The sequence below is a fragment of the Prauserella rugosa genome, from assembly GCF_000719975.1.
Lineage (GTDB): Bacteria > Actinomycetota > Actinomycetes > Mycobacteriales > Pseudonocardiaceae > Prauserella > Prauserella rugosa.
Genome location: NZ_JOIJ01000002.1, coordinates 443,864 through 470,800, shown reverse-complemented (window position 1 = coordinate 470,800; position 26,937 = coordinate 443,864). Strand labels below are relative to the sequence as shown.

General features: G+C 70.4%; 27 protein-coding genes. 21 read left to right on the top strand and 6 right to left on the bottom strand.

What is annotated here, in order from left to right:
* Positions 1 to 10 precede the first annotated feature (10 nt).
* Positions 11 to 958 (top strand): D-2-hydroxyacid dehydrogenase family protein, encoded by a 948-nt coding sequence (locus IF64_RS0104770; protein ID WP_030530769.1) that lies wholly within the window; start codon positions 11 to 13, stop codon positions 956 to 958.
* A gap of 173 nt (positions 959 to 1,131) precedes the next feature.
* Here IF64_RS0104770 and IF64_RS0104760 read toward each other — a convergent pair whose 3' ends face one another.
* The 6 genes from IF64_RS0104760 to IF64_RS0104735 form a co-directional block, all read right to left on the bottom strand.
* A complete protein-coding gene (locus tag IF64_RS0104760; RefSeq protein ID WP_030530768.1) occupies positions 1,132 to 2,130 on the bottom strand; it encodes a TIGR03842 family LLM class F420-dependent oxidoreductase in 999 nt (332 codons plus the stop codon).
* Between the two features lie 10 nt (positions 2,131 to 2,140).
* Entirely contained in the window at positions 2,141 to 3,553 is a 1,413-nt protein-coding gene (gene hydA, locus IF64_RS0104755) for a dihydropyrimidinase (RefSeq protein WP_030530767.1), read from the bottom strand.
* Between the two features lie 16 nt (positions 3,554 to 3,569).
* Positions 3,570 to 4,412, bottom strand: a complete 843-nt coding sequence (locus IF64_RS0104750; RefSeq protein ID WP_030530766.1) for a nitrilase-related carbon-nitrogen hydrolase — start codon at positions 4,410 to 4,412, stop codon at positions 3,570 to 3,572.
* Positions 4,363 to 5,949, bottom strand: a complete 1,587-nt coding sequence (locus IF64_RS0104745; RefSeq protein ID WP_030530765.1) for an NCS1 family nucleobase:cation symporter-1 — start codon at positions 5,947 to 5,949, stop codon at positions 4,363 to 4,365. The genes IF64_RS0104750 and IF64_RS0104745 overlap by 50 nt, the downstream gene beginning before the upstream one ends.
* 308 nt (positions 5,950 to 6,257) lie before the next feature.
* On the bottom strand, positions 6,258 to 6,653 hold the full coding sequence (locus IF64_RS0104740) for an SSI family serine proteinase inhibitor (RefSeq protein WP_030530764.1): 396 nt from the start codon (positions 6,651 to 6,653) through the stop codon (positions 6,258 to 6,260).
* A gap of 36 nt (positions 6,654 to 6,689) precedes the next feature.
* Positions 6,690 to 8,369, bottom strand: coding sequence for a PucR family transcriptional regulator (locus IF64_RS0104735; protein WP_030530763.1), 1,680 nt, complete (start codon positions 8,367 to 8,369; stop codon positions 6,690 to 6,692).
* A gap of 106 nt (positions 8,370 to 8,475) precedes the next feature.
* Here IF64_RS0104735 and IF64_RS0104730 point away from each other — a divergent pair, with 106 nt between their 5' ends.
* The 20 genes from IF64_RS0104730 to IF64_RS0104635 all read left to right on the top strand — a co-directional run bounded on the left by IF64_RS0104730 (position 8,476) and on the right by IF64_RS0104635 (position 26,937).
* Positions 8,476 to 9,777 carry an aspartate aminotransferase family protein gene (locus IF64_RS0104730; RefSeq protein ID WP_030530762.1) on the top strand — a complete coding sequence of 434 codons (1,302 nt, stop codon included), beginning with the start codon at positions 8,476 to 8,478 and terminating at the stop codon, positions 9,775 to 9,777.
* A 136-nt stretch (positions 9,778 to 9,913) separates the two neighbouring features.
* On the top strand, positions 9,914 to 11,428 hold the full coding sequence (locus IF64_RS0104725; protein ID WP_030530761.1) for a CoA-acylating methylmalonate-semialdehyde dehydrogenase: 1,515 nt from the start codon (positions 9,914 to 9,916) through the stop codon (positions 11,426 to 11,428).
* A 100-nt stretch (positions 11,429 to 11,528) separates the two neighbouring features.
* Entirely contained in the window at positions 11,529 to 12,554 is a 1,026-nt protein-coding gene (hrcA, locus tag IF64_RS0104720) for a heat-inducible transcriptional repressor HrcA (protein ID WP_030530760.1), read from the top strand.
* 39 nt (positions 12,555 to 12,593) lie between these two features.
* Positions 12,594 to 13,760 (top strand): molecular chaperone DnaJ, encoded by a 1,167-nt coding sequence (dnaJ, locus tag IF64_RS0104715; RefSeq protein ID WP_030530759.1) that lies wholly within the window; start codon positions 12,594 to 12,596, stop codon positions 13,758 to 13,760.
* Between the two features lie 2 nt (positions 13,761 to 13,762).
* A complete protein-coding gene (locus IF64_RS0104710) occupies positions 13,763 to 14,548 on the top strand; it encodes a 16S rRNA (uracil(1498)-N(3))-methyltransferase (protein ID WP_051757467.1) in 786 nt (261 codons plus the stop codon).
* A gap of 394 nt (positions 14,549 to 14,942) precedes the next feature.
* On the top strand, positions 14,943 to 15,311 hold the full coding sequence (locus IF64_RS0104705) for a histidine triad nucleotide-binding protein (protein ID WP_030530757.1): 369 nt from the start codon (positions 14,943 to 14,945) through the stop codon (positions 15,309 to 15,311).
* 179 nt (positions 15,312 to 15,490) lie between these two features.
* Positions 15,491 to 16,582, top strand: a complete 1,092-nt coding sequence (locus tag IF64_RS0104700; RefSeq protein WP_051757466.1) for a PhoH family protein — start codon at positions 15,491 to 15,493, stop codon at positions 16,580 to 16,582.
* Entirely contained in the window at positions 16,579 to 17,130 is a 552-nt protein-coding gene (gene ybeY, locus IF64_RS0104695; RefSeq protein ID WP_030530755.1) for an rRNA maturation RNase YbeY, read from the top strand. The genes IF64_RS0104700 and ybeY overlap by 4 nt, the downstream gene beginning before the upstream one ends.
* The gene (locus tag IF64_RS0104690) at positions 17,127 to 18,560 is read left to right on the top strand and encodes a hemolysin family protein (RefSeq protein ID WP_084705646.1); all 1,434 of its coding nucleotides are present in this window, start codon (positions 17,127 to 17,129) and stop codon (positions 18,558 to 18,560) included. Before ybeY ends, IF64_RS0104690 begins: the two co-directional genes overlap by 4 nt.
* The gene (locus tag IF64_RS0104685; RefSeq protein WP_030530753.1) at positions 18,553 to 18,888 is read left to right on the top strand and encodes a hypothetical protein; all 336 of its coding nucleotides are present in this window, start codon (positions 18,553 to 18,555) and stop codon (positions 18,886 to 18,888) included. The genes IF64_RS0104690 and IF64_RS0104685 overlap by 8 nt, the downstream gene beginning before the upstream one ends.
* Positions 18,889 to 19,016: 128 nt before the next feature.
* Positions 19,017 to 19,940 (top strand): GTPase Era, encoded by a 924-nt coding sequence (gene era, locus IF64_RS0104680; RefSeq protein WP_030530752.1) that lies wholly within the window; start codon positions 19,017 to 19,019, stop codon positions 19,938 to 19,940.
* A gap of 15 nt (positions 19,941 to 19,955) precedes the next feature.
* Positions 19,956 to 20,495 (top strand): RDD family protein, encoded by a 540-nt coding sequence (locus IF64_RS0104675; RefSeq protein WP_030530751.1) that lies wholly within the window; start codon positions 19,956 to 19,958, stop codon positions 20,493 to 20,495.
* Between the two features lie 101 nt (positions 20,496 to 20,596).
* Complete coding sequence (locus IF64_RS25180; protein ID WP_030530750.1) at positions 20,597 to 21,481, top strand: RDD family protein; 885 nt, start codon at positions 20,597 to 20,599, stop codon at positions 21,479 to 21,481.
* 1 nt (position 21,482) lies between these two features.
* Positions 21,483 to 21,899, top strand: coding sequence for a DUF2752 domain-containing protein (locus IF64_RS0104665; RefSeq protein ID WP_030530749.1), 417 nt, complete (start codon positions 21,483 to 21,485; stop codon positions 21,897 to 21,899).
* Between the two features lie 61 nt (positions 21,900 to 21,960).
* Positions 21,961 to 22,845, top strand: a complete 885-nt coding sequence (locus tag IF64_RS0104660; RefSeq protein ID WP_145600373.1) for an RDD family protein — start codon at positions 21,961 to 21,963, stop codon at positions 22,843 to 22,845.
* Between the two features lie 48 nt (positions 22,846 to 22,893).
* Positions 22,894 to 23,850, top strand: coding sequence for a DNA repair protein RecO (gene recO, locus IF64_RS0104655; RefSeq protein ID WP_030530747.1), 957 nt, complete (start codon positions 22,894 to 22,896; stop codon positions 23,848 to 23,850).
* Entirely contained in the window at positions 23,798 to 24,649 is an 852-nt protein-coding gene (locus tag IF64_RS0104650; protein WP_036875711.1) for an isoprenyl transferase, read from the top strand. Before recO ends, IF64_RS0104650 begins: the two co-directional genes overlap by 53 nt.
* A complete protein-coding gene (locus IF64_RS0104645; RefSeq protein ID WP_030530745.1) occupies positions 24,646 to 25,056 on the top strand; it encodes a YbjN domain-containing protein in 411 nt (136 codons plus the stop codon). Before IF64_RS0104650 ends, IF64_RS0104645 begins: the two co-directional genes overlap by 4 nt.
* A gap of 64 nt (positions 25,057 to 25,120) precedes the next feature.
* Positions 25,121 to 26,131: a permease gene (locus IF64_RS0104640; protein WP_030530744.1), complete on the top strand. Its 1,011-nt coding sequence runs from the start codon at positions 25,121 to 25,123 to the stop codon at positions 26,129 to 26,131.
* A complete protein-coding gene (locus IF64_RS0104635) occupies positions 26,128 to 26,937 on the top strand; it encodes a TIGR03943 family putative permease subunit (RefSeq protein ID WP_030530743.1) in 810 nt (269 codons plus the stop codon). The genes IF64_RS0104640 and IF64_RS0104635 overlap by 4 nt, the downstream gene beginning before the upstream one ends.

Here is a 26,937-nt window from a genome sequence, read left to right as displayed (position 1 = left end):
GCGTGTCGGTATGAAGATCGCGGTACTGGACGACTATCAGGACATCGCGCGCGAACTCGCCGACTGGGACTCGCTCGGCGCCGAGGTCGACGTGCTGACCGAGCACATCGCCGACCACGACGCCCTCGTGGACCGCCTCGCCGGATGCGAGGTCGTGGTGGCCATGCGCGAACGCACACCACTGCCTGCCGAGGTGTTGCGCAGACTGCCCGACCTGCGGCTCGTCGTGAGCCTCGGCGGGCCGCGGAACCCGTCGATCGACCTGAAGGCGACGGCCGAACTCGGCATCGTCGTCTCGCACACCGGATACCTGCCGCATCCGACGGCCGAGCACACGTGGGCGCTGATTCTCGCGGCGATGCGCGGTCTGCCCGGCGAGGACCGTTCGCTGCGCACGGGTGGCTGGCAGACGACCGTGGGTCGCAGTGTGCAGGGCGCGACCCTCGGCGTCGTCGGCCTCGGCAGGCTCGGCTCCCGGGTCGCGCGGATCGGCCAGGCCTTCGGCATGCGCACCATCGCGTGGAGCACCAACCTCACCGAGGAGAAGGCCGCCGAACACGACGTGGAGGCCGTGAGCAAGGAGCGGTTGCTCGCCGAGTCCGACGTCGTGACCATCCACCAGGTGCTCAGCTCCCGGACCCGCGGCCTGATCGGGGCGGCCGAGCTCGCGGCGATGAAGCCGACCGCCTGGCTGGTGAACACCTCGCGCGGGCCGATCGTCGACGAGGCGGCCCTGATCGAGGCGCTGCGGCAGCGGCGGATCGGCGGCGCGGCACTCGACGTCTACGACACCGAACCGCTGCCGGCCGACCACCCGCTGCGGGACCTGCCGAACACGGTGCTGACCCCGCACGTCGGCTACGTGGTGCGCGACCTGTACGAGGTCTTCTACCGCGACGCCGTCGAGGATATCGCCGCCTACCAGGCCGGGGAACCGATCCGCGTCATGTCCCTGTAGCCGGCGATCCGGTTGCCGACGTCGTCGCCCACACGAGCCTGTACTGGTGTTTGCAGGCCGAGCCCGGCCGCAGGGCCGAGACGCGCAGTGCCGAGACGTGCAGTGCCGAGACGCGCAGTGCCGAGACGTGGAACGCCGACGCGGTCACCTTCGGCTGACCGCGTCGGCGTGGGTCACGCGCCGAGCTTGCCGACGACGTCGCGGCCGTAGGCCTCCAGCGTCTCCTCGTTGCGATCGTGCATGAGGTACATCGCGAACTGGTCGACGCCGAGCTCGGCCAGCTCTTCGAGTCGGCGCACGTGCTCCTCGGCGGGACCGAGCAGGCAGAACCGGTCGACGATGTCGTCGGGCACGAAGTCGGTCGACGGATTGCCCGCCCTGCCGTGGTGGGCGTAGTCGTAGCCCTCCCTCGCGGCGATGTAGTCGGTCAGTTCGCGGGGCACGGGCCCCGAGTCGCCGTACCGGGCCACGAGGTCGGCGACGTGGTTGCCGACCATGCCGCCGAACCAGCGCAGCTGGTCCCGTTGATGGGGCAGGTCGTCGCCGACGTAGGCCGGTGCCGCCACGCAGATGGTGATGCCCTCCGGATCGCGGCCCGCCGCGCTCGCCGCGTCCCGCACCGCCCCGATCGTCCATCGCGCGATCGCCGGATCGGCGCACTGCAGGATGAACCCGTCGGCGTGCCGCCCGACCGTGTCGAGCGCCTTCGGGCCGTAGCCCGCCATCCACATCTCGAGCCTGCCGCCCGACACCCACGGCAACCGCACCTCGAACTCGCGCAGGGTCGCCGGGCGGCCCTCGGCGAGGTCCTTCACCGTGCGCATGCAGTCCCGCAGGGTGGCCAATGTGGAGGGTGGCTTGCCGATGACGCGGTGTGCCGAGTCGCCGCGCCCGATCCCGCACACGGTGCGGTCGCCGTGCATCTCGTTGAGGGTTGCGAACAGTGAGGCCAGCACCGACCAGTCGCGCGTACCCGGGCTCGTGACCATCGGCCCGACGGTCAACGACGAGGTCGCGGCGAGGATCTGCGAGTAGATGACGAACGGTTCCTGCCACAGCACCACCGAGTCGAACGTCCACGCGTAGCGGAATCCCTGCTGCTCGGCCGCCGCGGCCGTCCGCACGACCTCGCGAGCGGGCGGGTCGGTCTGCAGTACCACTCCGAAGTCCACAGCGCCTCCCTCAGTTCAGGTACTGACACAGATCGCGGGCGAGGAACCGGCCGTGCCCGGCCGAACCGAGGTAGGTGCCGCGGTCGACCACGACGCTGCCGCGGGAGAACACGGTCTCGCACCGGCCGGTGAGACTCATGCCCTCGTAGGCGGAGTAGTCCACGGCCATGTGGTGGGTCTCGGCCGAGATCGTCTGGTGTGCCGCCGGGTCGTAGATGACGATGTCGGCATCCGCTCCCGGCGCGATGACGCCCTTGCGCGGATACAGCCCGAACATCCGCGCCGGTGTCGTCGCGCACGCCTCGACCCAGCGAGCCAGGGAGATCTCCCCGGCCACCACACCCTGGTGCAGCAGGTCGATGCGGTGCTCCACCCCGGGCATGCCGTTGGGGATCTTGGTGAAGTCGCCGCGGCCCAATTCCTTCTGGTCCTTGAAACAGAACGGGCAGTGGTCGGTCGAGACGACCGACAGATCGTTGGTGCGCAGCCCACGCCACAGATCCGGCTGGTGGTGCTTCTCGCGGAGCGGGGGAGAGGCGACGTACTTGGCGCCCTCGAAGTCGGGCGCGGCCAGGTCCTCGATGGACAGATAGAGGTACTGCGGGCAGGTTTCGGCGAACACGTTCTGGCCCGTGTCCCGTGCCTCGGCCACCGCCGACAATGCCTGTGCCGCTGACAGGTGCACGATGTACAGCGGCGCGCCCGTCACGCCCGCGAGCGTGATCGCCCGCGAGGTCGCCTCGCCCTCCAGCTCCGGTGGCCGGGTCAGGCCGTGCTGGTGCGGTTCGGTCTTGCCGTCGGCGAGCGCCTTCGCCACGAGCTGGTCGATCGCGATGCCGTTCTCGGCGTGCATGGCGATGGTTCCGCCGATCTCGGCGGCCTTGTCCATGGCGCGCAGGATCTCCCCGTCGGTGGAGTAGAACACGCCGGGGTAGGCCATGAACATCTTGAAACTGCTCACCCCGGCCTCGACGCACGAGTCCATCTCCTTCAACGTCGTGTCGTTGACGTCGGAGACGATCATGTGGAAGCCGTAGTCGATCGCGCAGTCGCCGTCGGCCTTCTCGTGCCAGGAGTCCAGTGTGGACAGCAGGGAACCACCCTTGGGCTGCACGGCGAAGTCGATGATGGTGGTCGTCCCGCCCCAGGCGGCCGCTCTGGTTCCCGTCTCGAAGGTGTCGGCGGAGAACGTCCCGCCGAAGGGCATCTCCATGTGGGTGTGGGCGTCGATGCCGCCGGGCATGACGTACTTGCCGGTGGCGTCGAACACGGCGTCGAAGACCTCGTCCGGACGCTGGTCGGTGCCGGATGTGAAGAAGCCGGGTGCGGCGACGGCGGCGATCGTGTCGCCGTCGACGAGTACGTCGGCGGGGGTGGCGCCGGTGGAGCTCAGGACGGTGCCGTTCGTGATCAGTGTGCGCATTGCGGGATCACCCTCCTCACGGCGTGACGAGCGAGTCGTAGGAGTCGGGCCTGCGGTCGCGGTAGAACGCCCACAGGTCGCGCACCTCGGCCAGCAGGCCCATGTCGAGATCGCGGACGACGACCTCGTCGTCGGTGTCGGAGGCGGCCTCACCCACGAGCTGTCCACGCGGATCGGCGAAGTAGGACTGTCCGTAGAAGTCGTTGTCGCCCAACGGTTCCACGCCCACGCGGTTGATCGCGCCGACGAAGTACTCGTTGGCGACCGCCGCCGCGGGCTGTTCCAGCCGCCACAGGTACTGCGACAGGCCGCGGCTCGTGGCGGAGGGGTTGAACACGATCCGCGCACCCGCCAGCCCCAGTGCGCGCCAGCCCTCGGGGAAGTGGCGGTCGTAGCAGATGTACACGCCGATCCTGCCGACCGCGGTGTCGAACACCGGATACTCCGTATTGCCCGGCCGGAAGTAGAACTTCTCCCAGAATCCCTTCACCTGAGGGATGTGGTTCTTGCGGTACTTGCCGAGGTAGGTGCCGTCGGCGTCGATGACCGACGCGGTGTTGTAGAGCAGGCCGGGCTGCTCCTGCTCGTACATCGGCACGACGAGCACGACCCCGTGCCGTTCGGCGACCTCCTGCATCAGCACCGTCGTCGGACCGTCCGGAATGGACTCGCTGTAGGAGTAGTACTCGTTGTCCTGCACCTGGCAGAAATACGGCCCGTAGAACAGTTCCTGCAGGCACACCACCTGAGCTCCCTGCGAGGCAGCACGGGAGATGGCGTCCACGGACGCCGCGATCATCGAGTCCTTGTCACCGGTCCAGCGCTGCTGAATCAATCCTGCTCTGATCACGTCGTTCATGAATCTCCTCCTCGAGTATCGGAGTGGACGCCGCGCCGTGCGCGGACGGGGACAGCACCAGGAAGACCAGGAAGGCCGACACCAGGCCGACGATCCAGCTGTAGTCGTAGAGCGGTTGCAGGAAGGGGATCAGTCCGTGTTCGGGGAACGGTCCCGCACCGGGCGCGGAGTAGGCGCCGCCGACGGCGAGCACGGCACCGACCGCCGTGGCGACGAAGGCCCGCCAGTTCCAGCCAGCCGTGTACCAGTAGCGTCCGCCGCGTTCGGCGAACAGGTCGGTCAGCGACAGCATGCGGCGTGCCTTCACCCAGTAGCCCGCGGCCAGCACACCGGCGATGGTGGCGAGCACGCCGCCGTAGAAGCTCAACCACGCGTAGATGTAGATGTTGGGATCGGAGATCAGCCGCCACGGCTGCACCACGATGCCGATCACCCCGGTGATCAGGCCGCCGGTGCGGAAACTGATCCGGCGCGGGAAGGCGTTGGAGAAGTCGTACGACGGGCTGACGACGTTCGCCGCCAGGTTGGTCGTCACGGTCGCCAGCACGATGCCGATGAGCGCCGCCACCACCACGATCGGTGAGTCGAACCGGCTCGCGAGCTGCACCGGATCCCAGATCGCCTCGCCGTAGACGACGATGCCGCCCGAGGTGATCATGATCGACATGATCGCGATGAACGACATCGTGGTCGGCAGTCCGAGGATCTGTCCCCAGACCTGCTTACGCTGGCCCTTGCCGAACCGCGTGAAGTCCGACATGTTCAGCGACAGCGTCGCCCAGAACGCGATCATGCCCATCAGCGACGGGGCGAAGACCGACCAGAACTCGGTGCCCCAGCCCAGTTGGGACTCCTGCGAGAAGATCGGGCCGAATCCGCCCGCCTCGACGAGGATCCAGATCAGCAGGATCACGAAGCCGATGCTGACCAGCGGCGCGCCCCAGCTCTCGAGGCGCTTCACCGCCTCCATCCCGCGCCAGATGATGCCCATCTGCAACGCCCAGAACACGGCGAAGCACAGCCACAGCGTCCACGGTTGGTCGTAGACGACCGCGGCGTCGGTCCACCCGGAACCGGCGAGTTTGCCGACGATGACGAAGATCGCCTGCCCGCCGACCCAGGTCTGAATGCCGAACCAGCCGCACGCGACCAGCCCCCGCATCAGTGCGGCGAGGTTCGCACCGCGGATTCCGAAGAACGCGCGGGTGAAGACCGGAAACGGAATGCCGTACTTCGTGCCCGCATGACTGTTGAGCAACATCGGCACCAGAACGATCAGGTTGCCGATCGCGATCGTCATGAACGCCTGCACCCAGTTCATCCCGATCGCGATGAGTCCGGACGCGAGAAGGTAGGACGGAAGGTTGAACGCCATTCCGTTCCACAGTGCGAAGTAGTTGTAGGTGGTCCAGGTTCGCCGCTCGAGCGGCACCGGGGCTAGCTCATCGTTGAAGTTCCGGCTGCCGGCCAGTGACGACGGATCGCGGAGCTCCACCCGCCCGTCGGGGTGGCGGAGTTGTGCCGTTGTCGACGCCATTGGCGAATCGTGCGCGCCGCGGGGACGCGGCGGGCACTGGCAGAGTGTTCACCGTTGGCGGTGTGCGAGCACAGAATTTCGATTGCGGAATGCGCGGAAAGCTCGCGGTAGCGGTGCGGAAATCGCGCGGAAACAATAGCGCGGCGAATCGGCTGTCCGGATTCGGGGTGCCGTAGGCGCATGCGTGGCGGCGGGCGTCCGAACGGAGCAGCAGCCGGAGGCGTCCGGGCGATCCGCAGTCCGGTTCGGACGGAGTACGCGGGGGCGGGGGCGAGACAGTCCCGCCCCCGCGGTGATCCTGGCCCGCCTCAGAAGCCGAACACGCCGTTGGACTCGGCGTCGGCGAGGCAGCTGTTGTTGTACGTGGTGGTGAAGTGGACCGGCTTGCCGCGCCAGTGGCCGTGGGCCGAGGCGCGCACCGGTTCGTGGATCATCGGACAGGCCTGCGCCGTGGTCTCGAGCGCGGCGGGCTTGCCGTCGGCCTCCTCGAGAGCGGCACACGCCTGGGCGCTCGTCGGATGGGTGCCGCCCGCGGGACCGCACAACAGCTGCGTGAAGGCGATCGTGCCGTCGGTCTTCGACAGGGACAGCGACAGCGCCGACTCGGGCGGGTCGGCCGCCGCCTGTCCTCCGAGGGACAGAACGGCGAGGCTGCACGCGGCGGCCGTGACGGTTCGGGACAGGCGGGCGCTGAACGTACGCATGACCTCGATATCGGCACGACCGGCGACCGGCCTGTGTTACTCCGACGGGTGGTCGTTGTCCCCCGATAGGGCGAGAACGTCGGTGATGAGCAGGGCGACGTGGAGCGAGACGATCGACTCCGGGTCGTCGAGGGAGACCTCGAGGGTCTGCTCGATCCGCGCCAGCTGCTGGTAGTACGCCGTGCGGGAGGTGTGTGAGGCCGCCGCGGCCGCCGACTTGTTGCCGCCGTGCTCGCAGAACCGGCGCAGCGCCTCGACGAGGCGACTGCCCGTGGCCGCGTCCTTGTCGAGCAGCGGGCCGAGCTCGCGGCGGGCGAACGTGTGGAGCCGGTCGTCCTCGGCGAGCAGGTGCAGCAGGCCGAACAGTCGCAGGTCGTCCAGCCGGTGGTAGCCGCGCGGAGGGCACCGGTCGCGGTGCAGCGCCGCCGCGGCGACGTGGCCCGCCTCGACGAGACTGCGGCCGGCCTCGGCCGGGGTGTCGACGGCCGAGCCGACGCCGAGCACGAGCGTCGCCGACGGCCGGGTCTGGCGGACCTCCCTGCCGAGCCGGCGCAGCACGGCATCGGCGTCGGCCTGCGGGGACAGGGCCAGCAGCGCGTGCACGCTCGTGCCGTCGACGCCCGCCACGAGCGCGGGCACCCGCGCGCGCCGCGTCGCGAGCGCGGTCGCCTCGGCCAGGTCCGGCAGCAGCGAACCGGCCGACGCGGTGGCGCCGCTGTCCCCGGTGAGCCGTGGCCGGATCGCCACGGCGAGCAGCCGGCGGCCGGTGAGCGGCACGTGCAGCGCTTCGGCGCGGGCCACGAGCTCGGACAGCGGGGTCGTCGGTGCGACCTGCCCGGGACCCGGTGTCGGGGTGGCCGGGCCGGCGAGCAGCTGCGCCAGCACGTCGCGGTGCGCCTGCCGCTCCAGGCTCTCGGCCGCACCGTCGACGAGCCGGTGCACGGCCAGCGCCGACGCCGCGCGCTCGGCCACCACGACGTGGCGGTGGGGAGGCCGCTCGCCGCACACCACGACCAGGCGTCCCCAGTCGCGGCCCCGCGCGCCGACGACCGTGACGAGCCAGCCGGTGCGCGTGTCGTAGCCGGTGCGGTCGCCGGTGCGCACGCCGCGGGACCGCCGGTGCCAGTCGCTGAGCAGGTCGCGCGGGTCGGTGCCGCACGCGTCGTAGGCCAGCACGTCGTGGGCCAACGTCTCCAGGACGACGGCGTGCCCGGTCAGCCGGGCCACCTCGCGCAGCACCACGTGCGGCTGCGCACCCGCGACGGTGAGTTCGGTGAACGTCTCGTGCACCTGGGCGGCGGCGCGCAACTCGTCGACCTGCGCGTCGACGATGAGGCCGTTGACCGCCTCGGTGATGGTGACGTAGCGCGTCTCGCGGGAGAGCGTGATCAGCGGGAGCCGGTGCTTGTCCGCGGCCGCCGCGAGCGCGTGGGGCAGCCGTTCGTGCCAGTGGCGTACCAGTTCCACCACCAGCCCCGCCACGCCGACCGCGGCCAGATCGTCGACGTACCGCGCCAGGGTGTCGTCGTCGTCCGGCAGCGCCACGCCGGTGGTCAGCACGAGTTCGCCGCCCTTGAGCAGCGGGGCGATCTCGGTGATCTCGGCGACGTGGACCCACCGCACCCGCCCGTCGAGGCCGTCGGCCCCCGCGACGACGTGCGGGCCGCCCTGCCGCACGACCGGCAGCGCCAGCACCTCCGCGACCGTCGGATACATGCCACCCCCACCTGTGTGACGGAAGGGCAGACTGTACGGCGCGGTGGGGGAGTCCGTACAGATTGCGTGTGGCATCGGTGCCCGCGGGGCCCCGAGACTCGAAGCCATGACGGAACCGGACCTGCTGCAGCGGCACCGCGCTGTCCTGCCGAACTGGGTGTCCCTCTACTACGACGAACCCATCGAGATCGTGCGTGCCGAGGGCAGGCGCGTCACCGACGGATCGGGCCGGACCTACCTCGACTTCTTCGCCGGCATCCTGACCAACGCGATCGGCTACGACGTCACCGAGATCTCCGACGCCGTGCGCACCCAACTGGACACCGGCGTCCTGCACACCTCGACGCTGTACCTGATCCGCAAGCAGGTCGAGCTGGCCGAGCGGATCGCGGAGCTGTCGGGAATCCCCGACGCCAAGGTGTTCTTCACCAACTCCGGCACCGAGGCCAACGAGACGGCGTTGATGCTGGCGACGCAGTACCGCCGCAGCAACCAGATCCTGGCACTGCGCAACTCCTACCACGGCAGGGCGTTCGGCACCGTGGGCATTACCGGCAACCGCGGCTGGTCGGCCAGCGCACTGTCGCCGGTGAAGGTCAGCTACGTGCACGGCGGCTACCGCTACCGCAGTCCCTTCGCCGGCCTGGACGAGGCCGCCTACGTCGAGGCGTGCACCGAGGACCTCCGCGACGTGCTGCGCACCACCACCTCCGGCGACGTGGCCGCACTGATCGCCGAGCCGATCCAGGGCGTCGGCGGGTTCGCCACCCCGCCCGACGGTCTGTTCGGCCGGTTCAAGGAGGTGCTCGACGAGTCGGGCATCCTGCTCATCTCCGACGAGGTCCAGACCGGCTGGGGTCGCACGGGTGAGCACTTCTGGGGCATGGACGCGCACGGCGTCACTCCCGACCTGTTGACGTTCGCCAAGGGGCTGGGCAACGGCCTGGCGATCGGCGGGGTCGTGGCCAGGGGCGAGATCATGGACTGCCTCGGCGCGAACTCGATCTCGACGTTCGGCGGCAACCCCGTCTCCACCGCGGGTGCGGCCGCCACGCTCGACTACCTGCTCGACCACGACCTGCAGGGCAACGCCGCCAAACAGGGCGCCACGCTCATGGCCGGGTTGCGCGAGATCCAGTCCCGCTGTGCCGTCGTCGGCGACGTGCGGGGCAAGGGACTCATGATCGGTGTCGAACTCGTGCGGCCGGGCTCGCAGGCACCGGGCGAACCCGATCCGGCGGCCGCTGCACGGGTCCTCGAGGAGACGAAGGCGCGCGGACTGCTCATCGGCAAGGGCGGTCTGCACGGCAACGTACTGCGCATCGCCCCGCCCATGACCCTGACCGACGAGGAGAGCGCCGAAGCGCTCGCGATCCTCGACGACTCGCTGGCGGCGGCCTCGGCGTGACTCTCTCGACCCGTACGGAAACCCCGTACTGAAAACCCGCGCTGAAACCCCGGCCCACCGACGGCGCGAAACCACCGACGGCGCGAAACCACACGAAGGCGCGAAACCACAAGACGCGAACGCAGGGAGTTCTCTCGTGACCGAGCACATCACCCACCGGATCGCGGGCAAGCCGTGGAGCGGGCCCGCCGAACGCACCGGGGACGTGTTCGACCCGGCCACCGGTGCCGTGAAGGCGACCGTCGACTTCGCAGGACCCGGCGAGATCGACGAGGCCGTGCGGGCGGCCGCCGCGGCGTTCCCGGCGTGGCGCGACACCTCGCTCGCGGGCCGTTCCCGCGTGTTGTTCCGCTTCCGGGAACTGCTCGCCGCCCGGCAGGACGAACTGGCCCGCATCATCACCGCCGAGCACGGCAAGGTCGTCTCCGACGCGGCGGGTGAGGTCGCGAGGGCGCTCGAGAACGTCGAGTACGCCTGCAGTGCACCCCAGCTGCTCAAGGGCGAGTTCAGCGAGAACGCCTCCACCGGGATCGACGTGCACTCCACGGCCCGGCCCCTCGGCGTCGTCGGCGTGATCTCGCCGTTCAACTTCCCGGCCATGGTGCCGTTGTGGTTCGTGCCGAACGCGATCGCCTGCGGCAACACCGTGGTGCTCAAGCCCAGTGAGAAGGACCCGTCGGCATCGCTCTTCATCGCCGAACTGCTCGCCGAGGCGGGTCTGCCCGACGGGGTGCTGAACGTGGTGCACGGCGACAAGGTCGCCGTCGACGCGCTGCTCGAACACCGCGACGTGCAGGCGATCTCGTTCGTCGGCTCCACCCCGATCGCCCGCTACGTCTACGAGAAGGCCACGGCGGCGGGCAAACGGTGCCAGGCCCTCGGCGGGGCCAAGAACCACATGGCCGTGCTGCCCGACGCCGATCTCGACGGTGCTGCGGACGCGGCCGTGTCGGCGGGCTTCGGTTCGGCGGGGGAGCGGTGCATGGCCGTGTCCGTCGTCGTGGCCGTCGACCCGATCGGCGACGAGCTCGTGGCGAAGATCACCGAGCGGATGCGCGCACTGCGCGTCGGCGACGGCAGGGACCCCGATTCGGAGATGGGCCCGCTCGTGACCGCCGCGCACCGCGAGCGGGTTGCCTCGTACGTCGCGGCGGGCGTGGACGAGGGCGCCGAGCTGGTGGTCGACGGCAGGAACCCGGACATCCACGGTGGCGGCTTCTGGCTCGGCCCGACCCTGTTCGACCGGGTCCGGCCCGAGATGTCGATCTACACCGACGAGATCTTCGGGCCGGTGCTGTCGGTCGTGCGCGTGGCCTCGTTCGACGACGCCGTGGCGCTCGTCAACGCCAACCACTACGGCAACGGCACCGCCGTGTTCACCACCGACGGCGGAACGGCACGCCGGTACACCGGCGAGGTCGAGGTCGGCATGGTCGGGGTGAACGTGCCGATCCCGGTGCCGGTCGGGTACTACAGCTTCGGCGGGTGGAAGGACTCGCTGTTCGGCGACAGCCACGCCTACGGGCCCGAGGGCTTCCACTTCTTCACCCGCCGCAAGGTCGTCACCTCGCGGTGGCCGTCCGCGCCCTCCGGCGCGGCCGGCGAGCCCGCGGGCGGAGGGGTCAACCTGCGATTCCCCGGCAACGCGTGACCCACGGTCGCTGCCCAGCACCGTAAACTCGAACGGTGTCACCGGCCGGGGCCGTCGCGGTCCCCGGCCGGCGGAGCCCGTGACGGTGAGGAGGTGCTCGTTGGCCAGCGCGGAGGAGCGGCGCTTCGAGGTGTTGCGCGCGATCGTCGCCGACTACGTGTCCGAGCAGGAGCCGGTGGGTTCCAAGGCTCTGGTCGATCGCCACAACCTCGGTGTCTCCAGCGCGACCGTCCGCAACGACATGGCGGCGCTGGAGGAGGACGGCTACATCACGCAGCCGCACACGAGCGCGGGCCGTATCCCGACGGACAAGGGCTACCGGCTGTTCGTCGACCGGCTGTCGGAGATCAAACCGCTCTCCAGCGCCGAGCGCAGGGCCATCGAACGGTTCCTCGAGGGCGCCAGTGACCTCGACGACGTGCTGCGCCGGTCGGTGCGGCTGCTGGCGCAGCTCACCCGCCAGGTCGCGGTGATCCAGTATCCGACGCTGACCAACTCGACGGTGCGGCACGTCGAGGTCGTGCCGCTGACCTCGGCCCGGCTGATGCTCGTGCTGATCACCGACACCGGACGCGTGGACCAGCGCACGGTGGACCTCGGCGACGTGATCAGCGAGGACGGCGTGGCGATGCTGCGCGACCAGCTCAACAGCGCACTCGCCGGGCGCAAGCTCGCCGACGCGGCCGCGAAGGTCTCGGAGCTGCCCGAGCAGGGCCCCGCGGAACTGCGCGACGTGATGACGCGGGTCTCCACGGTGCTGGTCGAATCGCTCGTCGAACACCCCGAGGACCGGCTCGTGCTCGGCGGCACCGCCAACCTCACCAACAACGTCGCCGACTTCCCGAACTCGCTGCGTGAGGTGCTCGAGGCGCTCGAGGAACAGGTCGTCGTGCTGAAGCTGCTCGCCGCAGCCCGCAACCCCGGTGCCGTCACGGTGCGGATCGGTGAGGAGAATGAGGACGCGCAGATGCGGAGGACCTCGGTCGTGTCGATCGGTTACGGCTCCGACGATCTGCTGCTGGGTGGCATGGGAGTGGTCGGTCCCACGCGGATGGACTACCCCGGGACGATCGCCGCGGTGCGCGCGGTGGCCAATTACGTGGGCCAGATCCTGGCCGGAAGCTGACACCGGACCCGGGTGCGGTACTAGGAGGACGTCGAAACGGTGGCGAGGGACTACTACGGAATTCTGGGCGTGTCGAAAGACGCGAGCGACCAGGAGATCAAGCGGGCCTACCGCAAGCTCGCGCGTGAGTTGCACCCCGACGTCAACCCGTCCGAGGACGCGCAGCAGAAGTTCGGCGAGGTCACCACGGCCTACGAGGTGCTGTCCGACCCCCAGAAGCGCAAGATCGTCGACCTGGGCGGTGACCCCATGGACGGCGGTGCCGGTGCGGCGGGTGGCCGCGGCGGCGGCGATCCGTTCGGCGGCTTCGGCGGGCTCGGCGACATCATGGACGCCTTCTTCGGCGCCGCCGCGGGCGGTGGCAGGGGCCGCGGCCCGCGCAGCCGGGTGCAGCCCGGTTCCGACGCGCTCATCCGGCTGCGGCTGACGCTCGAGGAATGCGCGACGGGCATCGACAAGGACATCGCCGTCGACACCGCGGTGCTGTGCGACCTGTGCCGCGGCGCCGGAATGGCGGAGGGCGGCTCGGTCACCACGTGCGACACGTGCGGCGGCCAGGGCGAGGTCCAGTCGGTGCAGCGCTCGTTCCTCGGCCAGGTCGTCACGGCCCGGCCGTGCCCGGCGTGCCAGGGCCTTGGCGAGATCATCACCGACCCGTGCCGCAAGTGCAGTGGGGACGGCAGGGTGCGTGCGCGGCGCACGGTCACGGCCAAGATCCCGGCGGGCGTCGGCGACGGCATGCGCATCCGGCTGTCCGGACAGGGCGAGGTCGGCCCCGGCGGTGGTCCCGCCGGTGACCTCTACGTCGAGGTCGACGAGGAACCCAACGAGGTCTTCGAGCGCCAGGGCAACGAGCTGCACTGCCGGTTGCGGATCCCGATGACGAGCGCCGCGCTGGGCGCCTCGGTTCCCCTGGAGACGCTCATCGACGGCGAGGTCGACGTCGAGATCGAGCCGGGCACGCAACCCGAGACCGAGCTCGTGCTGACCGGCAAGGGCATGCCGCGGCTGCGCTCGTCGGGCCGCGTCGACGGACGCGGTGACCTGCACGTCCACGTCGACGTCGTGGTCCCGTCGAAGCTCGACGAGGAGCAGGCCGAACTCCTGCGCCAGCTGGCCAAGCTGCGCGGTGAGGAGGCCCCCGAGCTCGCGGGCAGCGGCGCCAAGCACAGCGGGTTGTTCTCGAAGCTGCGTTCCAAGCGGTGACGATGGCCGAGGGGCCGGACACCCACGACGTGCCGGAGGCGCCGGTGTCGACGCCGCCGGTGTTCCTCGTCGACGACCTGCCTGCGGCAGACAGCGCCGTGCTCGACGGCGACGAGGCCCGCCACGCGGTGACGGTGCGCCGCACCCGCGCGGGCGAACGGCTGACGCTCGCCGATGGCCGCGGCGGGCTCGCCGACTGCGTCGTGGACGCTGTCGAACCGGGCAGACACCCCACACTCGAGGTCACCGTCCTCGCCAGGCGTCAGGATCCGGAACCCGCGCTGCGGGTGACGATCGTGCAGGCACTGGCCAAGGGCGACCGGGGTGAGCTCGCGGTCGAACTGGCCACCGAGGCGGGCGCCGACGCGGTGCTGCCCTGGAAGGCGGCACGCAGCGTCGCCCGCTGGGACGACGGTCCGCGCGGCGCCAAGGCACTGGCCAAATGGCGCACCACCGCGCGTGCGGCCGCGAAGCAGGCCCGCCGTGGCCGCGTGCCCGACGTGCCCGAGCCGGTCACCACGGTGGAACTGGCTGCGCGCCTGTCGACCGCCGCGGGGGCGTACCTGCTCGAGGCGACCGCCGAGGTCGGCCTCAAGGACGTCGCGCTGCCCGACCACGGCGACGTGTACCTCGTCGTCGGCCCCGAGGGCGGCGTCACCGGCGAGGAGCTGGCCGCACTGACCGATGCCGGCGCCGTGGGCGTCCGGCTCGGGCCGACGGTGCTGCGCACGTCGACCGCGGGCGCTGTGGCCCTCGGCACTCTGGGCGCGCTGACCGCACGTTGGTGACCGCTCACCGAATCACGCCGACGACGAGCGGTCGACGTACTCGCTGATCCCCTGGCGAACCGTTACGCTGGTTAACGACCGGGGCGCGGCACGACGCGTGCCCAGGACCGAGCGACAACGCCGAGACCTCACCGAGATCACGCCGGGCACCTCCCCCTCGGCCCGGCGGAGCCGCGGCCGCGGGTGGAGCGCGTCCCCCACGCTCCACCCGCGCCGCGGTGTTTCGGCAAGCGGAACGCTCGGCGTCCCGTCGGTCCCGCGCTCCCCGCGTGCCCCGTCCGTTCTTTCCGTGCATCCTTCCCACACGGCCTTTCCACACGACCTTTCCCACCGCGCACACTTCCCGCTGCACGGTCGTCGGACCGTGTCGGACCCGCGCGCTACAGTTCCCGGCATGACCGAGCCCGACCCGTCCGAGACCCTGTTCGAGCGGATCATCGCCAGGGAGATTCCCGCCGAGATCGTCCACGAGACCGACACGACGCTGGCCTTCCGCGACATCAGCCCGCAGGCGGCGACCCACGTCCTGGTCGTGCCCAAGACGCGCTACCGCAACGTCGGCGAACTGGCCGCAGCCGATCCGGCGCTGCTCGCCGAGGTGATCACGACGGCCCATCGCGTCGCCGAACTCGAAGGCCTCGTCGACGGCGGCTACCGCGTCGTGTTCAACACCGGCTCCGACGCGGGGCAGACCGTCTTCCACGTGCACGCCCACGTGCTCGGCGGGGAACAGTTGGGGCACTTCGGGCGTTACGCGGGGTAGCACGACCTGTGGCCGATCGCCGTCCGATCGGCGCTCCGCACGGCCACCGGCGAGCACGCCGGCGCAGACCGGGCCGCGGGTGAATCCGGGCGACCGGGTGCGGGTCCGGCCGTTAGCATGACAGGCAGACATCGACCCCCAATCGGCACGACACGTGCAGAAGGCAGGCCCGAGGCCACGTGGCCGGAACCGTTCCGCAGCAGACTCCCGACACCGGCGGCGACCAGGCACGCTCCAAGTTCCCCATTCCCGACACGGCCACCCTGGCGTTGTTCGGGTCGGGTGACGAGAACCTGCGTGTCGCCGAGGAGCTTCTCCACGCCGACGTGCACGTCCGAGGTAACGAGGTCACGCTGACCGGACAGCCTGCCGAGGTCGCGTTCGCCGAGCGGGTCTTCGCCGAACTGTCCACGCTGGCCTCGAAGGGCCAGCAGGTCGGGCCCGACACCGTGCGGCGCACCGTCGGCATGCTCGCCGCGGACAACGCCGAGTCGCCCGCCGAGGTCCTGAGCCTGGACATCGTCTCCCGGCGCGGCCGCACGATCCGGCCGAAGACGCTCAACCAGAAGCGTTATGTGGAGGCGATCGACAAGCACACGATCGTCTTCGGCATCGGACCCGCCGGTACCGGCAAGACGTACCTGGCCATGGCGAAGGCGGTGCAGGCGCTGCAGGCCAAGCAGGTCAACCGCATCATCCTGACCCGGCCCGCCGTGGAGGCAGGGGAGCGGCTCGGCTACCTGCCGGGCACCCTGCACGAGAAGATCGACCCGTACCTGCGGCCGCTGTACGACGCGCTGCACGACATGGTCGACCCCGAGTCCATCCCGCGGCTGATGCAGGCCGGCACCATCGAGATCGCCCCGCTGGCCTACATGCGCGGACGGACCCTCAACGACGCCTTCGTCATCCTTGACGAGGCGCAGAACACCACGCCCGAGCAGATGAAGATGTTCCTGACCCGGCTCGGGTTCGGCTCCAAGGTCGTGGTGACCGGCGACATCACCCAGGTCGACCTGCCCGGCGGGCAGCGCAGCGGCCTGCGCATCGTGCGCGAGATCCTCGAAGGCGTGGAGGACCTGCACTTCTCGTCGCTGACCAGCAACGACGTCGTGCGGCACAAGCTCGTCGGGGACATCGTGGACGCGTACGAGAAGTGGCAGGCCACGCAGGACGCGGCCGACGGGAACACGCCGTCGCGGAACGGCACCGAGGAACGCCGCAGGCCCCGCTCGACGGGGAACGGCAAGCACAGCGAGGATCGCGCGTGAGCATCGAGATCGCCAACGAGTCCGGGGTCGGCGTCGACGAGGAGTCGATCGTCTCGGCCGCCCGGTTCGCGCTGGACCAGATGGAGGTGAGCCCGCTCGCCGAACTGTCGGTGCTGCTGGTGACCCTCGACGTCATGGAGGACCTCCACGAGCGGTGGATGGACCTGCCCGGTCCGACCGACGTCATGGCCTTCCCCATGGACGAGATGGACGGCACCCGGCGCCCGGACGCGCCGGAGGACACCGCGGCGCTGCTGGGTGACATCGTGCTGTGCCCGGCGTTCGCGCGCGACCAGGCCAAGAAGGCGGGCCACTCGCTGATGGACGAGCTGCACCTGCTCACCGTCCACGGCACGCTGCACCTGCTCGGCTACGACCACGCCGAGCCCGCCGAGGAACGCGAGATGTTCGGCCTGCAGAACCGCATCCTGGCCGACTACCAGGCCGCGCGCCTCGAGGCGTCCCGCAGGGAAGCCCAGCGCAGTGCCGACGACCGTCTGCTCGGTGCCGCCGGGCTCGACGGAGGGGCGGACCGGGAGCAGCCGTGAGCAGTACCGCGGCCTTGGTACTGGCCGTCGCACTCGTGTTGCTGGGCGGCCTGTTCGCCGCCGCGGACGCCGCGGTGAGCTCGGTGTCCAGGGCGCGTGCCGAAGGCATGATCCGGGCCGGCCGCGTCGGCGCCCGGCACCTCGTGGCGATCATCGACGAGCGCAGCAGGCACATCAACCTGCTGCTGCTGTTGCGGCTCGCCTGTGAGCTGACGGCCACCGTGTTGGTGACCGTCGTCGGCCTGCGCTGGTTCCAGGAGGACTGGTCGTCGGTGGCCGGCGCCGGCGCGATCATGGTCCTGGTCAGCTACGTCCTCGTCGGCGTCGGGCCGCGCACCATCGGCAGGCAGCACCCGTACCGGGTGGGACTCATCGTCGCGGGCCCCGTGCGCGTGCTCGGGACCGTGCTGGGGCCGTTGAGCCGGCTGCTCATCGTCGTCGGCAACGCGATCACGCCCGGCAAAGGGTTCCGCGAAGGCCCGTTCACCACAGAGGCGGAACTGCGCGAGATCGTCGACCTCGCGGGCGAACGCGGCGTCGTCGGCACCGACGAGCGTGAGATGATCCACTCCGTCTTCGAGCTCGGCGACACCGTCGCGCGCGAGGTGATGGTGCCGCGCACCGAGATCGTCTGGATCGAACAGGACAAGACGGTGCGGCAGGCGCTGGCCCTGTCGATGCGCACCGGGTTCACCCGGCTGCCCGTCATCGGCGAGACCGCCGACGACGTGGTCGGCGTGGTGAACCTCAAGGACCTCGTACAGGCCTCGCTGGCCGAGGGCGGCAACGCCAGGCCCGTCGACGAGCTGAAGGGGCCGGTCGACTTCGTCCCCGATTCCAAACGGCTGGACAGTCTGCTCAAGGAGATGCAGGTGTCCCGCCATCACATGGCCATCGCCGTCGACGAGTACGGTGGCACGGCCGGACTGCTGACCATCGAGGACATCCTCGAGGAGATCGTCGGCGAGATCACCGACGAGTCCGACACCGAGGAACGGCCCGAGGTGGAGGAGCTCGGCGAGCACACCCTGCGCGTCTCCGCGCGGCTGGGGGTCGACGATCTGAGCGAGCTGTTCGACGTCGACCTGTCCGATCACGACGTCGAGACCGTCGGCGGTCTCATGGCACAGCGTCTCGGCAGGGTGCCGTTGCCGGGGGCGGAGGCGGAGATCGGAGGACTGCGCCTGCGGGCCGAAGGCGGCAAGGACCGCCGCGGCCGCATGCGGATCACCACCGTGGTCGTCCGTCCCGTGGCCGAGCAGGAGCCCACCGGGGACGACGGTGACGACAGCCCCGGCGGCACCAGCACCGGTGGCACCGCCGGCAATCGCGACCACAGCGACAAGACGGAGAACACCGCCCGCGCCGCCGAGACCGGCGGCGCCGTGGGCGACCAGCGCGACACCGATAGGAGCGTCGAACATGCCTGACCTCGACCCCGAGGACGAGAAGCTCGTCATCCTGGCCCGCTCGACCAGGGCGCGGATCCAGGCCGCGGAGGGCGCGGCCGTGCGCGACACCGATGGCCGCACCTACGCCGCGGCGACGATCGACCTGCCGTCGCTCAAGCTGACCGCGGTGCAGGCCGCGGTCGCGGCGGCGGTGTCCAGCGGGGCCGAGGGGCTCGAGGCCGCGGCGATCGTGACCGCGGAACCGTTCGTGCCGGAGGCGTCGATGCAGGCCGTGCGGGACATGGCCGACGACGCGCCCGTGCTGCGGGCCGACCCTGCGGGCGAGGTACAGGAGACCGTCCGGTGACCGACGCCGGAACCGGTGGCAGCAGCCAACAGAACGGCAGCGAACACAGCGGCGGCGAACAGAACGGCGGCCAACAGGGCGGCGAACAGGGCGGCGGCGACCTCGAGGCGAAACTGCGGGCCGCCGGCATCCAGGACACGGGATGGCGGGAGACGGGCCCCGAGCACCGGTCGGGGTTCGCCTGCTTCGTCGGGCGGCCCAACGCGGGCAAGTCGACGCTGACCAACGCGCTCGTCGGCACGAAGATCGCGATCACCTCGAACAAGCCGCAGACCACCCGGCACGCCATCCGGGGCGTCGTCCACCGCGACGACGCCCAGCTGATCATCGTCGACACGCCGGGTCTGCACCGTCCGCGGACGCTGCTGGGGGAGCGGCTCAACGACGTCGTCAAGTCCACGTGGTCCGAAGTGGACGTCGTGGGCTTCTGCGTGCCCGCGGACGAGAAGATCGGTCCCGGAGACCGCTACATCGCCTCGGAGCTGGCGAAGATCGTGCGGCACACCCCCGTCGTCGGGCTGGTGACGAAGACCGACCTCGTCAAGCCGGAGGCGGTCGCCGAGCAACTGCTGGCGCTGCAGCAGGTGATGGACTTCGCCGAGCTCGTTCCGGTGTCCGCTGTGGACGGCTACCAGGTACAGACGGTGGCCGACGTGCTCGTCGGGCAACTGCCCGAGGGGCCGCAGCTCTACCCGGACGGTGACCTCACCGACGAGCCGGAGCAGACGCTCATCGCCGAGCTCATCCGCGAGGCGGCGCTCGAAGGGGTGCGGGACGAACTGCCGCACTCGATCGCCGTCACGGTCGAGGAGGTGCTCCCGCGGGAGGGACGCGACGACCTGGTCGACATCTACGCGCACGTGTACGTCGAGCGCTCGAGCCAGAAGGCGATCGTCCTGGGCCACAAGGGAAGCCGCCTCAAGCAGGTCGGAGCCAACGCCCGCAGGCACATCGAGGCGCTGCTCGGGTCGAAGGTCTACCTCGACCTCCACGTGAAGATCGCGAAGGACTGGCAGCGCGACCCGAAACAACTCGGCAAGCTCGGCTTCTAGGGACGACTCGCAGCGATGTACCCAGGCGACCCGGACGCCGCACAGATCGTCACGCCCGGCGCGTGGATCCGCTTCCCGGAATCGGCGCCGCTCGTGCTGGCGACCATGGGGCGGCGTTTCCTCGCGCGGTTGATCGACGGGCTCGTCATCGGTGTGCCCGCGACGGTCGTCTTCATCGGTCTCCTGGTGGGCGTGGTGGTCCCGGAACCACGGCGGTGGTGGGTCCTGCTGTTCGTGGTGCCCGGGGCGATCCTCGTCGCGTGGGTCTACGAAGGACTGCTGATCGGGCTACGCGGTGCGACGGTCGGGAAGCGGGCGGTGGGCGTACGTGTGGTGACGCGCCGTGCGGCTGCTCTGGGCAAGGCAGGTCCCGGTCTCGGTGTGGGGCTGGCCAGGGCGGCGGTCGTGACACTGCCGGGCCTGCTGCCGTGTGTCGGCTGGTTCGTCACAGTGCTCGTCTCGGTCTCGCCGTTCTTCGACGAGATGGCCCGGCAGGGATGGCAGGACAAGGCTGTCGGCGCCTACGTGATCTCGACCGAACCGGTGCATTACTGATCTTTCGGGCGATCATGGCGTGGCGTCGTCCGGGGCGCTCACCGGCGCTTGTCGTGTGAGGTACTCTCTCGCGCGATCGTCGCCACAAGGGGGAGCCCCGCATGACCAACCCGTACAACCAGAACCCCTACGGCCAGCAGCCCGGTCAGGGGCAGCAGCCCTACGGCCAGCCGCAGCCCGGCCAGGGTCAGTACCCCGGGCCGCAGTCGGGCGGATTCCCGCAGCAGAACCCCGGCCAGCAGAACCCCCAGTCCGGTGGTTTCCAGCAGCAGGGTGTGCCCGGCCAGCAGCCGTACGGGCAGCCCTACGGCCAACAGCAGCAATACGGCCAACAGCCCTACGGGCAACAGCAGTACGGACAGCAACCGTACGGACAGCAACCGTACGGACAGCAACCGTACGGGCAGCCCGGTGGGTTCCCCGGACAGCAGCCGGGCGGCTTCGGGAGCGGCCAGATGGTGGCCGGTCAGGCGCGGATCATCGTGCCCGGCGCGCAGATCCAGTTCCCGAACACCGGCCCGCTGGTGCTGGGCACCATGGGCAGCCGCTTCCTGGCGCGGGTTGTCGACGGCCTGATCATCGGCCTCCCGTTCGGGATTCTGATGATGATTCTGCAATTTGCGGTGGTCGCGTCGGACCCGGACATGTGGTGGATCTCGCTCATTGTGGCGCCGCTGTCGTCGATCGCCATGATCCTCTACGAAGGGCTCATGATCAGCACTCGCGGCGCGACCGTGGGTAAGAGCGTGGCCGGCCTTCGTGTGGTGACCGAACTCAGCGCCACGCACGGAACGGCCGCGGTGGGCAGCGGGACGTCGTTCACCCGCATCGCGGTGATGATCGCTCCCGGGCTGATCCCGTGCCTCGGCAGTATCGTGTCCGCCCTGATGGTGCTGTCGCCGTTCTTCGACGAGCAGGGACGCCAGGGCTGGCACGACAAGGCCGCCAAGACGTACGTGATCTCGACCAAGCCGATCAACTACTGACATGACGACCCCGCGCGCGGCCCGGCCGTGGCACGCCATGCGTGTCACGCCGGCACTCGCGGGCGGTGGTCTGCTCTGCGGGTTCGCGTTGGGCACCGGGGCGCTCGCACTGCCCTGCTGGTTCCGCGCCCTCACCGGAGTGGACTGCCCGTTCTGCGGCGGCAGCCGCGCTCTCGGGGACCTGTTGCACGGTGACATCGTCGCGTCGGTCGGGCACAACGCGTACGCCGTCGTGATCGTGCTGCCGCTGGTCGTGGCTGTGCTGACGGCCCTGGCGCGATGGGAGACCGGACGTGCCGCGCGATGGTGGCCGGCAGGCAAGGCGGGTACGACCCTGACCATCGGACTGGTCGTGCTGACGGCGGCGTGGTGGGTGTTTCGCGGCCTTCCTGCCGGCGCATGGTTCCGATCCGCCTGACCGGCGGTGCCGATGAGCCCGACCGGCGGTTGCCGATGACGCGTGATGAGGGGGAGATCCGGTGACGCATCCCGGTTCGCATGAACACGGCTGGCACCCGCAGGCCGGGCCTGCGCCCCAGCCCCAACCACAGCCGCCACAGCACCCGTACGGCCAACCACCCCAGGGACAGCCTCCCCAGGGGCAGCCTCCCCAGGGACAGTCGCCTCATGGTCAGCCGTACGGACAGCAGTCCTACGGCCAACCTCCGCACGGGCAGCAACCGTACGGACAGCAGCCGTACGGACAGCAACCCCAGGCCCAGCAGCCCTACGGGGTGCCGCCCCACCAACCGGTACCTCACGGCATGCCGCAGCAGGCCGGCTACGGCGGTGGACCCGGGTACGGCATGCCGATGCCGCCCCGCAAACCCGGCGAGGCGACCGTGCTGGTGCCCGGCGCGCGGATCCAGTTCGACGGCGGCGCGCCACTGGAACTGGCATCCCTGATGTACCGGTTCCTCGCCCGGCTGCTGGACATCGTGATGGTCGGCGCCGTCGTGAGTGCCGTCCTGTTGCCGTTGGCGATCATCTTCGGCCGCGACTCCGGGGTCTTCGGGACCTCCGCGACGATCACGAGCGGCTACGCCGTGCTGTACCCGCTGATCATGATGATCTACGAGGCCATCGGCCTCGGGAAACGTGGGCGCACGTTCGGCAAGAAGATCATGGGGTTGCGGGTGGTCACCCGGTCGTCGAGCGCCCACGGCAGCGGCCTCGGTGCCGGACCCGCCATGAGCCGGGCACTGTTGGTGCCGGGGCTGGGCGTACTGAACATCCTTCTGTACCTCGGTTCGGCGGCGCTGCTGCTGTACTTCCTCTCGCCGGTGTTCGACCCCCGCGGCCGGCGCGGGTGGCACGACCTGGTGGCCAAGACGTACGTGATCTCCACCAAACCGGCGTTCTGACCGCGCCGGCGGCCCGGTCGTGTCGGGGAAGCGTGGGATCATGTCCCGGTGAGTCTGTATCGGGACACCGGCGTCGTGCTTCGTGTGCACAAGCTCGGTGAGGCCGACCGCATCATCACCCTGCTCACCCGGCGCCACGGCAAGGTGCGCGCCGTGGCCAAGGGTGTCCGCCGCACGACGTCCCGATTCGGCGCACGGCTCGAACCGTTCGGCCACGTCGACGTGCAGTTCTACACCGGCCGCACCCTCGACGTGGTCACCCAGGTGCAGACCGTCGACGCGTTCGCACTGCCGATCGTCGGCGACTACCAGGCCTACACGGCCGCGGCCGCGATCGTCGAGACCGCCGACCGCCTGGCCGCCGAGGAGGAACAACCCGCGCTCAAGCTGTACCTGCTGGTGTGCGGGGCACTGCGGGCACTGGCCGACGGCGGTCGCGACGCCTCCCTCGTGCTCGACGCCTTCCTGCTGCGCGCGATGGCGTTCGCCGGCTGGGAGCCCGCGCTCACCGAATGTGCCCGCTGCGGCGAACACGGACCCCATGCCGCCTTCAACGTCCAGGCGGGCGGGCTGCTGTGCACCCGCTGCCGCATCCCCGGCTCGGTCCACCCCGCACCGGAGGTGCTCCTGCTCATGGCCGCGCTGCTGCACGGCGACTGGGACACCGCCGAGGACACCACCCACGCCGTGCGCCGCGACGCGAGCGGCCTCGTCGCCGCACACCTGCAGTGGCACCTGGAACGCCAGCTGCGGTCACTGCCGTTCGTCGAACGCCGTGCCCGCGAGGCGCCGCTGACCGCCGCGTTAGGGTCGGACACACGCGCCCGGCAGGCTCCGGGCGACGACGCGGAACACACGAACGACACAGGACCGGGATCCCGTGACACGCCCGCCGACACGGTGGCGGAGACGGTGGCGCGGGAGACGGGACCCGGCGAGGCGGAGGTGGCAGGTGCGGCGGAAGGCGCGCGACACGGCGGCGATCAGGGAGACGCGGGCGCCTGACCCGCATCCCTCGGGGGCGCGGCCGCCCGCGATTCCGCCCGAACTGGTGCCCAACCACGTCGCCCTCGTCATGGACGGCAACGGCAGGTGGGCCAACCAGCGCGGCATGCCCCGGATCGAAGGGCACAAACGCGGCGAACACGTGATGATCGACGTGGCCAGCGGCGCGGTCGAACTGGGCGTGAAATGGCTGTCGGTGTACGCCTTCTCCACCGAGAACTGGAAACGCAGTCCCGACGAGGTGCGCTTCCTGATGGGCTTCAACCGGGACACGATCCGCCGCCAGGTCGACTACCTCGGCTCGATCGGCGTGCGCATCCGGTGGGCCGGACGCAGGCCGAAACTGTGGCGCAGTGTCATCTCCGAACTCGAGGCGGCCGAGGAGAAGACCAAGCACAACACGCGCATGAACATGACCATGTGCGTCAATTACGGCGGCCGGGCCGAGATCGGCGACGCCGCGCGGCGCATCGCGCAGGCCGCCGCCGCGGGCGAGATCAACCCCGACAAGGTCGACGAACGCACCATCGCGAAGTACCTGTACCAGCCGGAGATGCCGGACGTGGACCTGTTCCTCCGTCCCTCCGGCGAACTGCGCACGTCGAACTTCCTGCTGTGGGAGTCGGCGTACGCCGAGTTCGTCTTCCAGGACACCCTGTTCCCCGACTTCGACCGCACCCAGCTGTGGGACGCGTGTCTCGAGTACGCCAAACGCGATCGCCGGTTCGGCGGCGCGGTCGACCAGAGCGGTGACGACGGCACGGCCGCCACCGACGACACCGGGAAGGACACCGCATGACCACCGAGGCCGCCGACACGGCCGAGCTGCTGGCCTCCGCGAAACACGCGCTCGAGACCTACCTCGACGTGCAGGTCGACGACGACGGCACGCTCACGTTCAAACACTCCGACGTGCCGTGCGTCGTGCAGGCGATGCGTCTGGCCGACGGGCTGTTGGTGCTGAGCCTGACCTGCGTCGTGGCCTGGGACCTGCCCGACGACCCGACGTTGGCCGCCGTCGTGGCCGAGCGTGCGGGGCAGGGCCTGTTCGGCACGCTCGGCATCGTGCACAACGAGTCGGGCATGGACGTGACGCTGCGGTACGCCTTCCCGGCGCAGGGACTCGACCCCGCACCGCTGGGCACCCTGCTGATGCTCGTCGTGTCCACCGCCTCCCAGGTGCGCTCCGAGATCGTCGAGGCCTGAGCACCCAGCACGGTGCCCGGCCGTGGCCGGGCGAGGGTGCGGGCCTGGCACGATGAAGACCGTCATGGAAACCGTTGTCGACAACCCCCGTCGCGCAGGGGGCCGGTGGCGCGTCACCTCGATGCAGGTGCTGTGCGCACTGCTCGTCCTCGCGATCGTAGGCCAGAACTGGCTGCGCGAGGCGTTCGACGTGCCGGCACTGCGCACCGCGTCGACGGTCTTCGTGGCGATCTGCGTGCAGGCCGTGCCGTTCCTGGTGCTCGGGGTGTTGCTGAGCGGGGCGATCGCGGCGTTCGTGCCTGCCAAGGTGCTGCGGGCCGTGCTGCCGCGCAGGGAGTCGGCCGCGGTCGGCGTGGCGGGTGCCTCCGGGATCGTGCTCGCCGGCTGCGAGTGCGCCTCCGTTCCCGTGGCCCGGCGGCTGATCGGCCAGGGGGTGGCACCGTCGGCGGCGCTGGCCTTCCTGCTGGCCGCGCCCGCGGTCAACCCGATCGTGCTGGTGTCCACGGCCGTCGCCTTCCCCGGCGAGCCCGCGATGGTGCTCGCGCGGTTCGTCGGTTCCCTCGCCACCGCGCTGGTCATGGGCTGGCTGTGGATGCGGTGGGGCAAGCTCGAATGGATCGCCGAGCGTGCCCTGCGGCGCCTGCCCGACGTGCAGGGCCGTCGCCGGTGGCGGGTGTTCGCCGAGACCGCCCGCGCCGACCTCGTCGACGCCGCCGGGTTCCTCGTCCTCGGCGCCCTCGTCGCCGCGGCCTTCGGCGTGCTGATCCCGTCGGAGTGGTTCTCCACGCTGGGCGAACAGATCGTGCTCGCGGTGCTCGTCATGGCCGTGCTGGCGGTGGTGCTGTCGCTGTGCAGCGAGGCGGACGCGTTCGTGGCGTCCTCACTGTCGGCGCTGCCGCTGTTGCCGAGGCTCGTGTTCCTCGTCGTAGGGCCCGCCATCGACGCCAAGCTGTTCGCCCTGCAGGCGGGCACCTTCGGCCGCCGGTTCGCGCTGCGGTTCGCGCCCGTCACGTTCGTCGTGGCGATCGTCTGCGGACTCGCGGCGGGTCTGTTGTTCCTGGGAGGCGTGCGGTGAGGCGCGAGACCCAGAACATCCTGCTGTTGCTGCTCGGCGGCGCGCTGCTGAAGATCGCCTTCACCGGCGACTACCTGCGCTACGTCAAGGGCACCCAGCTGCCGTGGATCGTCGCCGCGGGCCTCGTCACCGTGGTGCTCGCGGCCGTGGCCATCGCCACCGACGTCCGCTCCGCCGCCCGCTCCGGCGCGAACGACCCTGCCACCAACGACCCTGCCACCAACGACCCTGCCACGAACGATCCTGCCGGGACGGCGGGCGAACCGGGGGCCGACACCGGCAGTGACACCGAGGCCGAACGCGAGCACGAGCACGCGCACTCGGCCCGGTCGGCCTGGTTGATCCTCGCCCCGGTACTGGCCGTACTGCTGGTCGCACCGCCTGCGCTCGGCGCGGACTCGGTGCTGCGGGCCCGGCAGAACTTCCAGCCCGCGGATACCGATTTCGGGCCGCTGCCTGCGGGCGAGGTCGTTCCCATGACGATGACCGACTTCGTCACGCGCGCGGGCTGGGACGAGACCGGCGCACTCGAGGGCAGGACGGTGCGGCTCACCGGATTCGTCGTGCCCACCGACGACGGGCCGCAGCTCGCCCGGATGGTCATCGGATGCTGCGCCGCCGACGCGTTCGCGCTGCGCACCGAGCTGTCCGGGGGACAGGCCGATCTGCTGCCCGCGGACACGTGGGTCGTGGTCACCGGACGACTGGTCGACAGCGGCGACCGCCACGACCGCGACTACGTGCCCGAACTGGACGTGCGCACGCTACGGGAGATCCCGCAGCCGGACGATCCGTACGAGACCTGA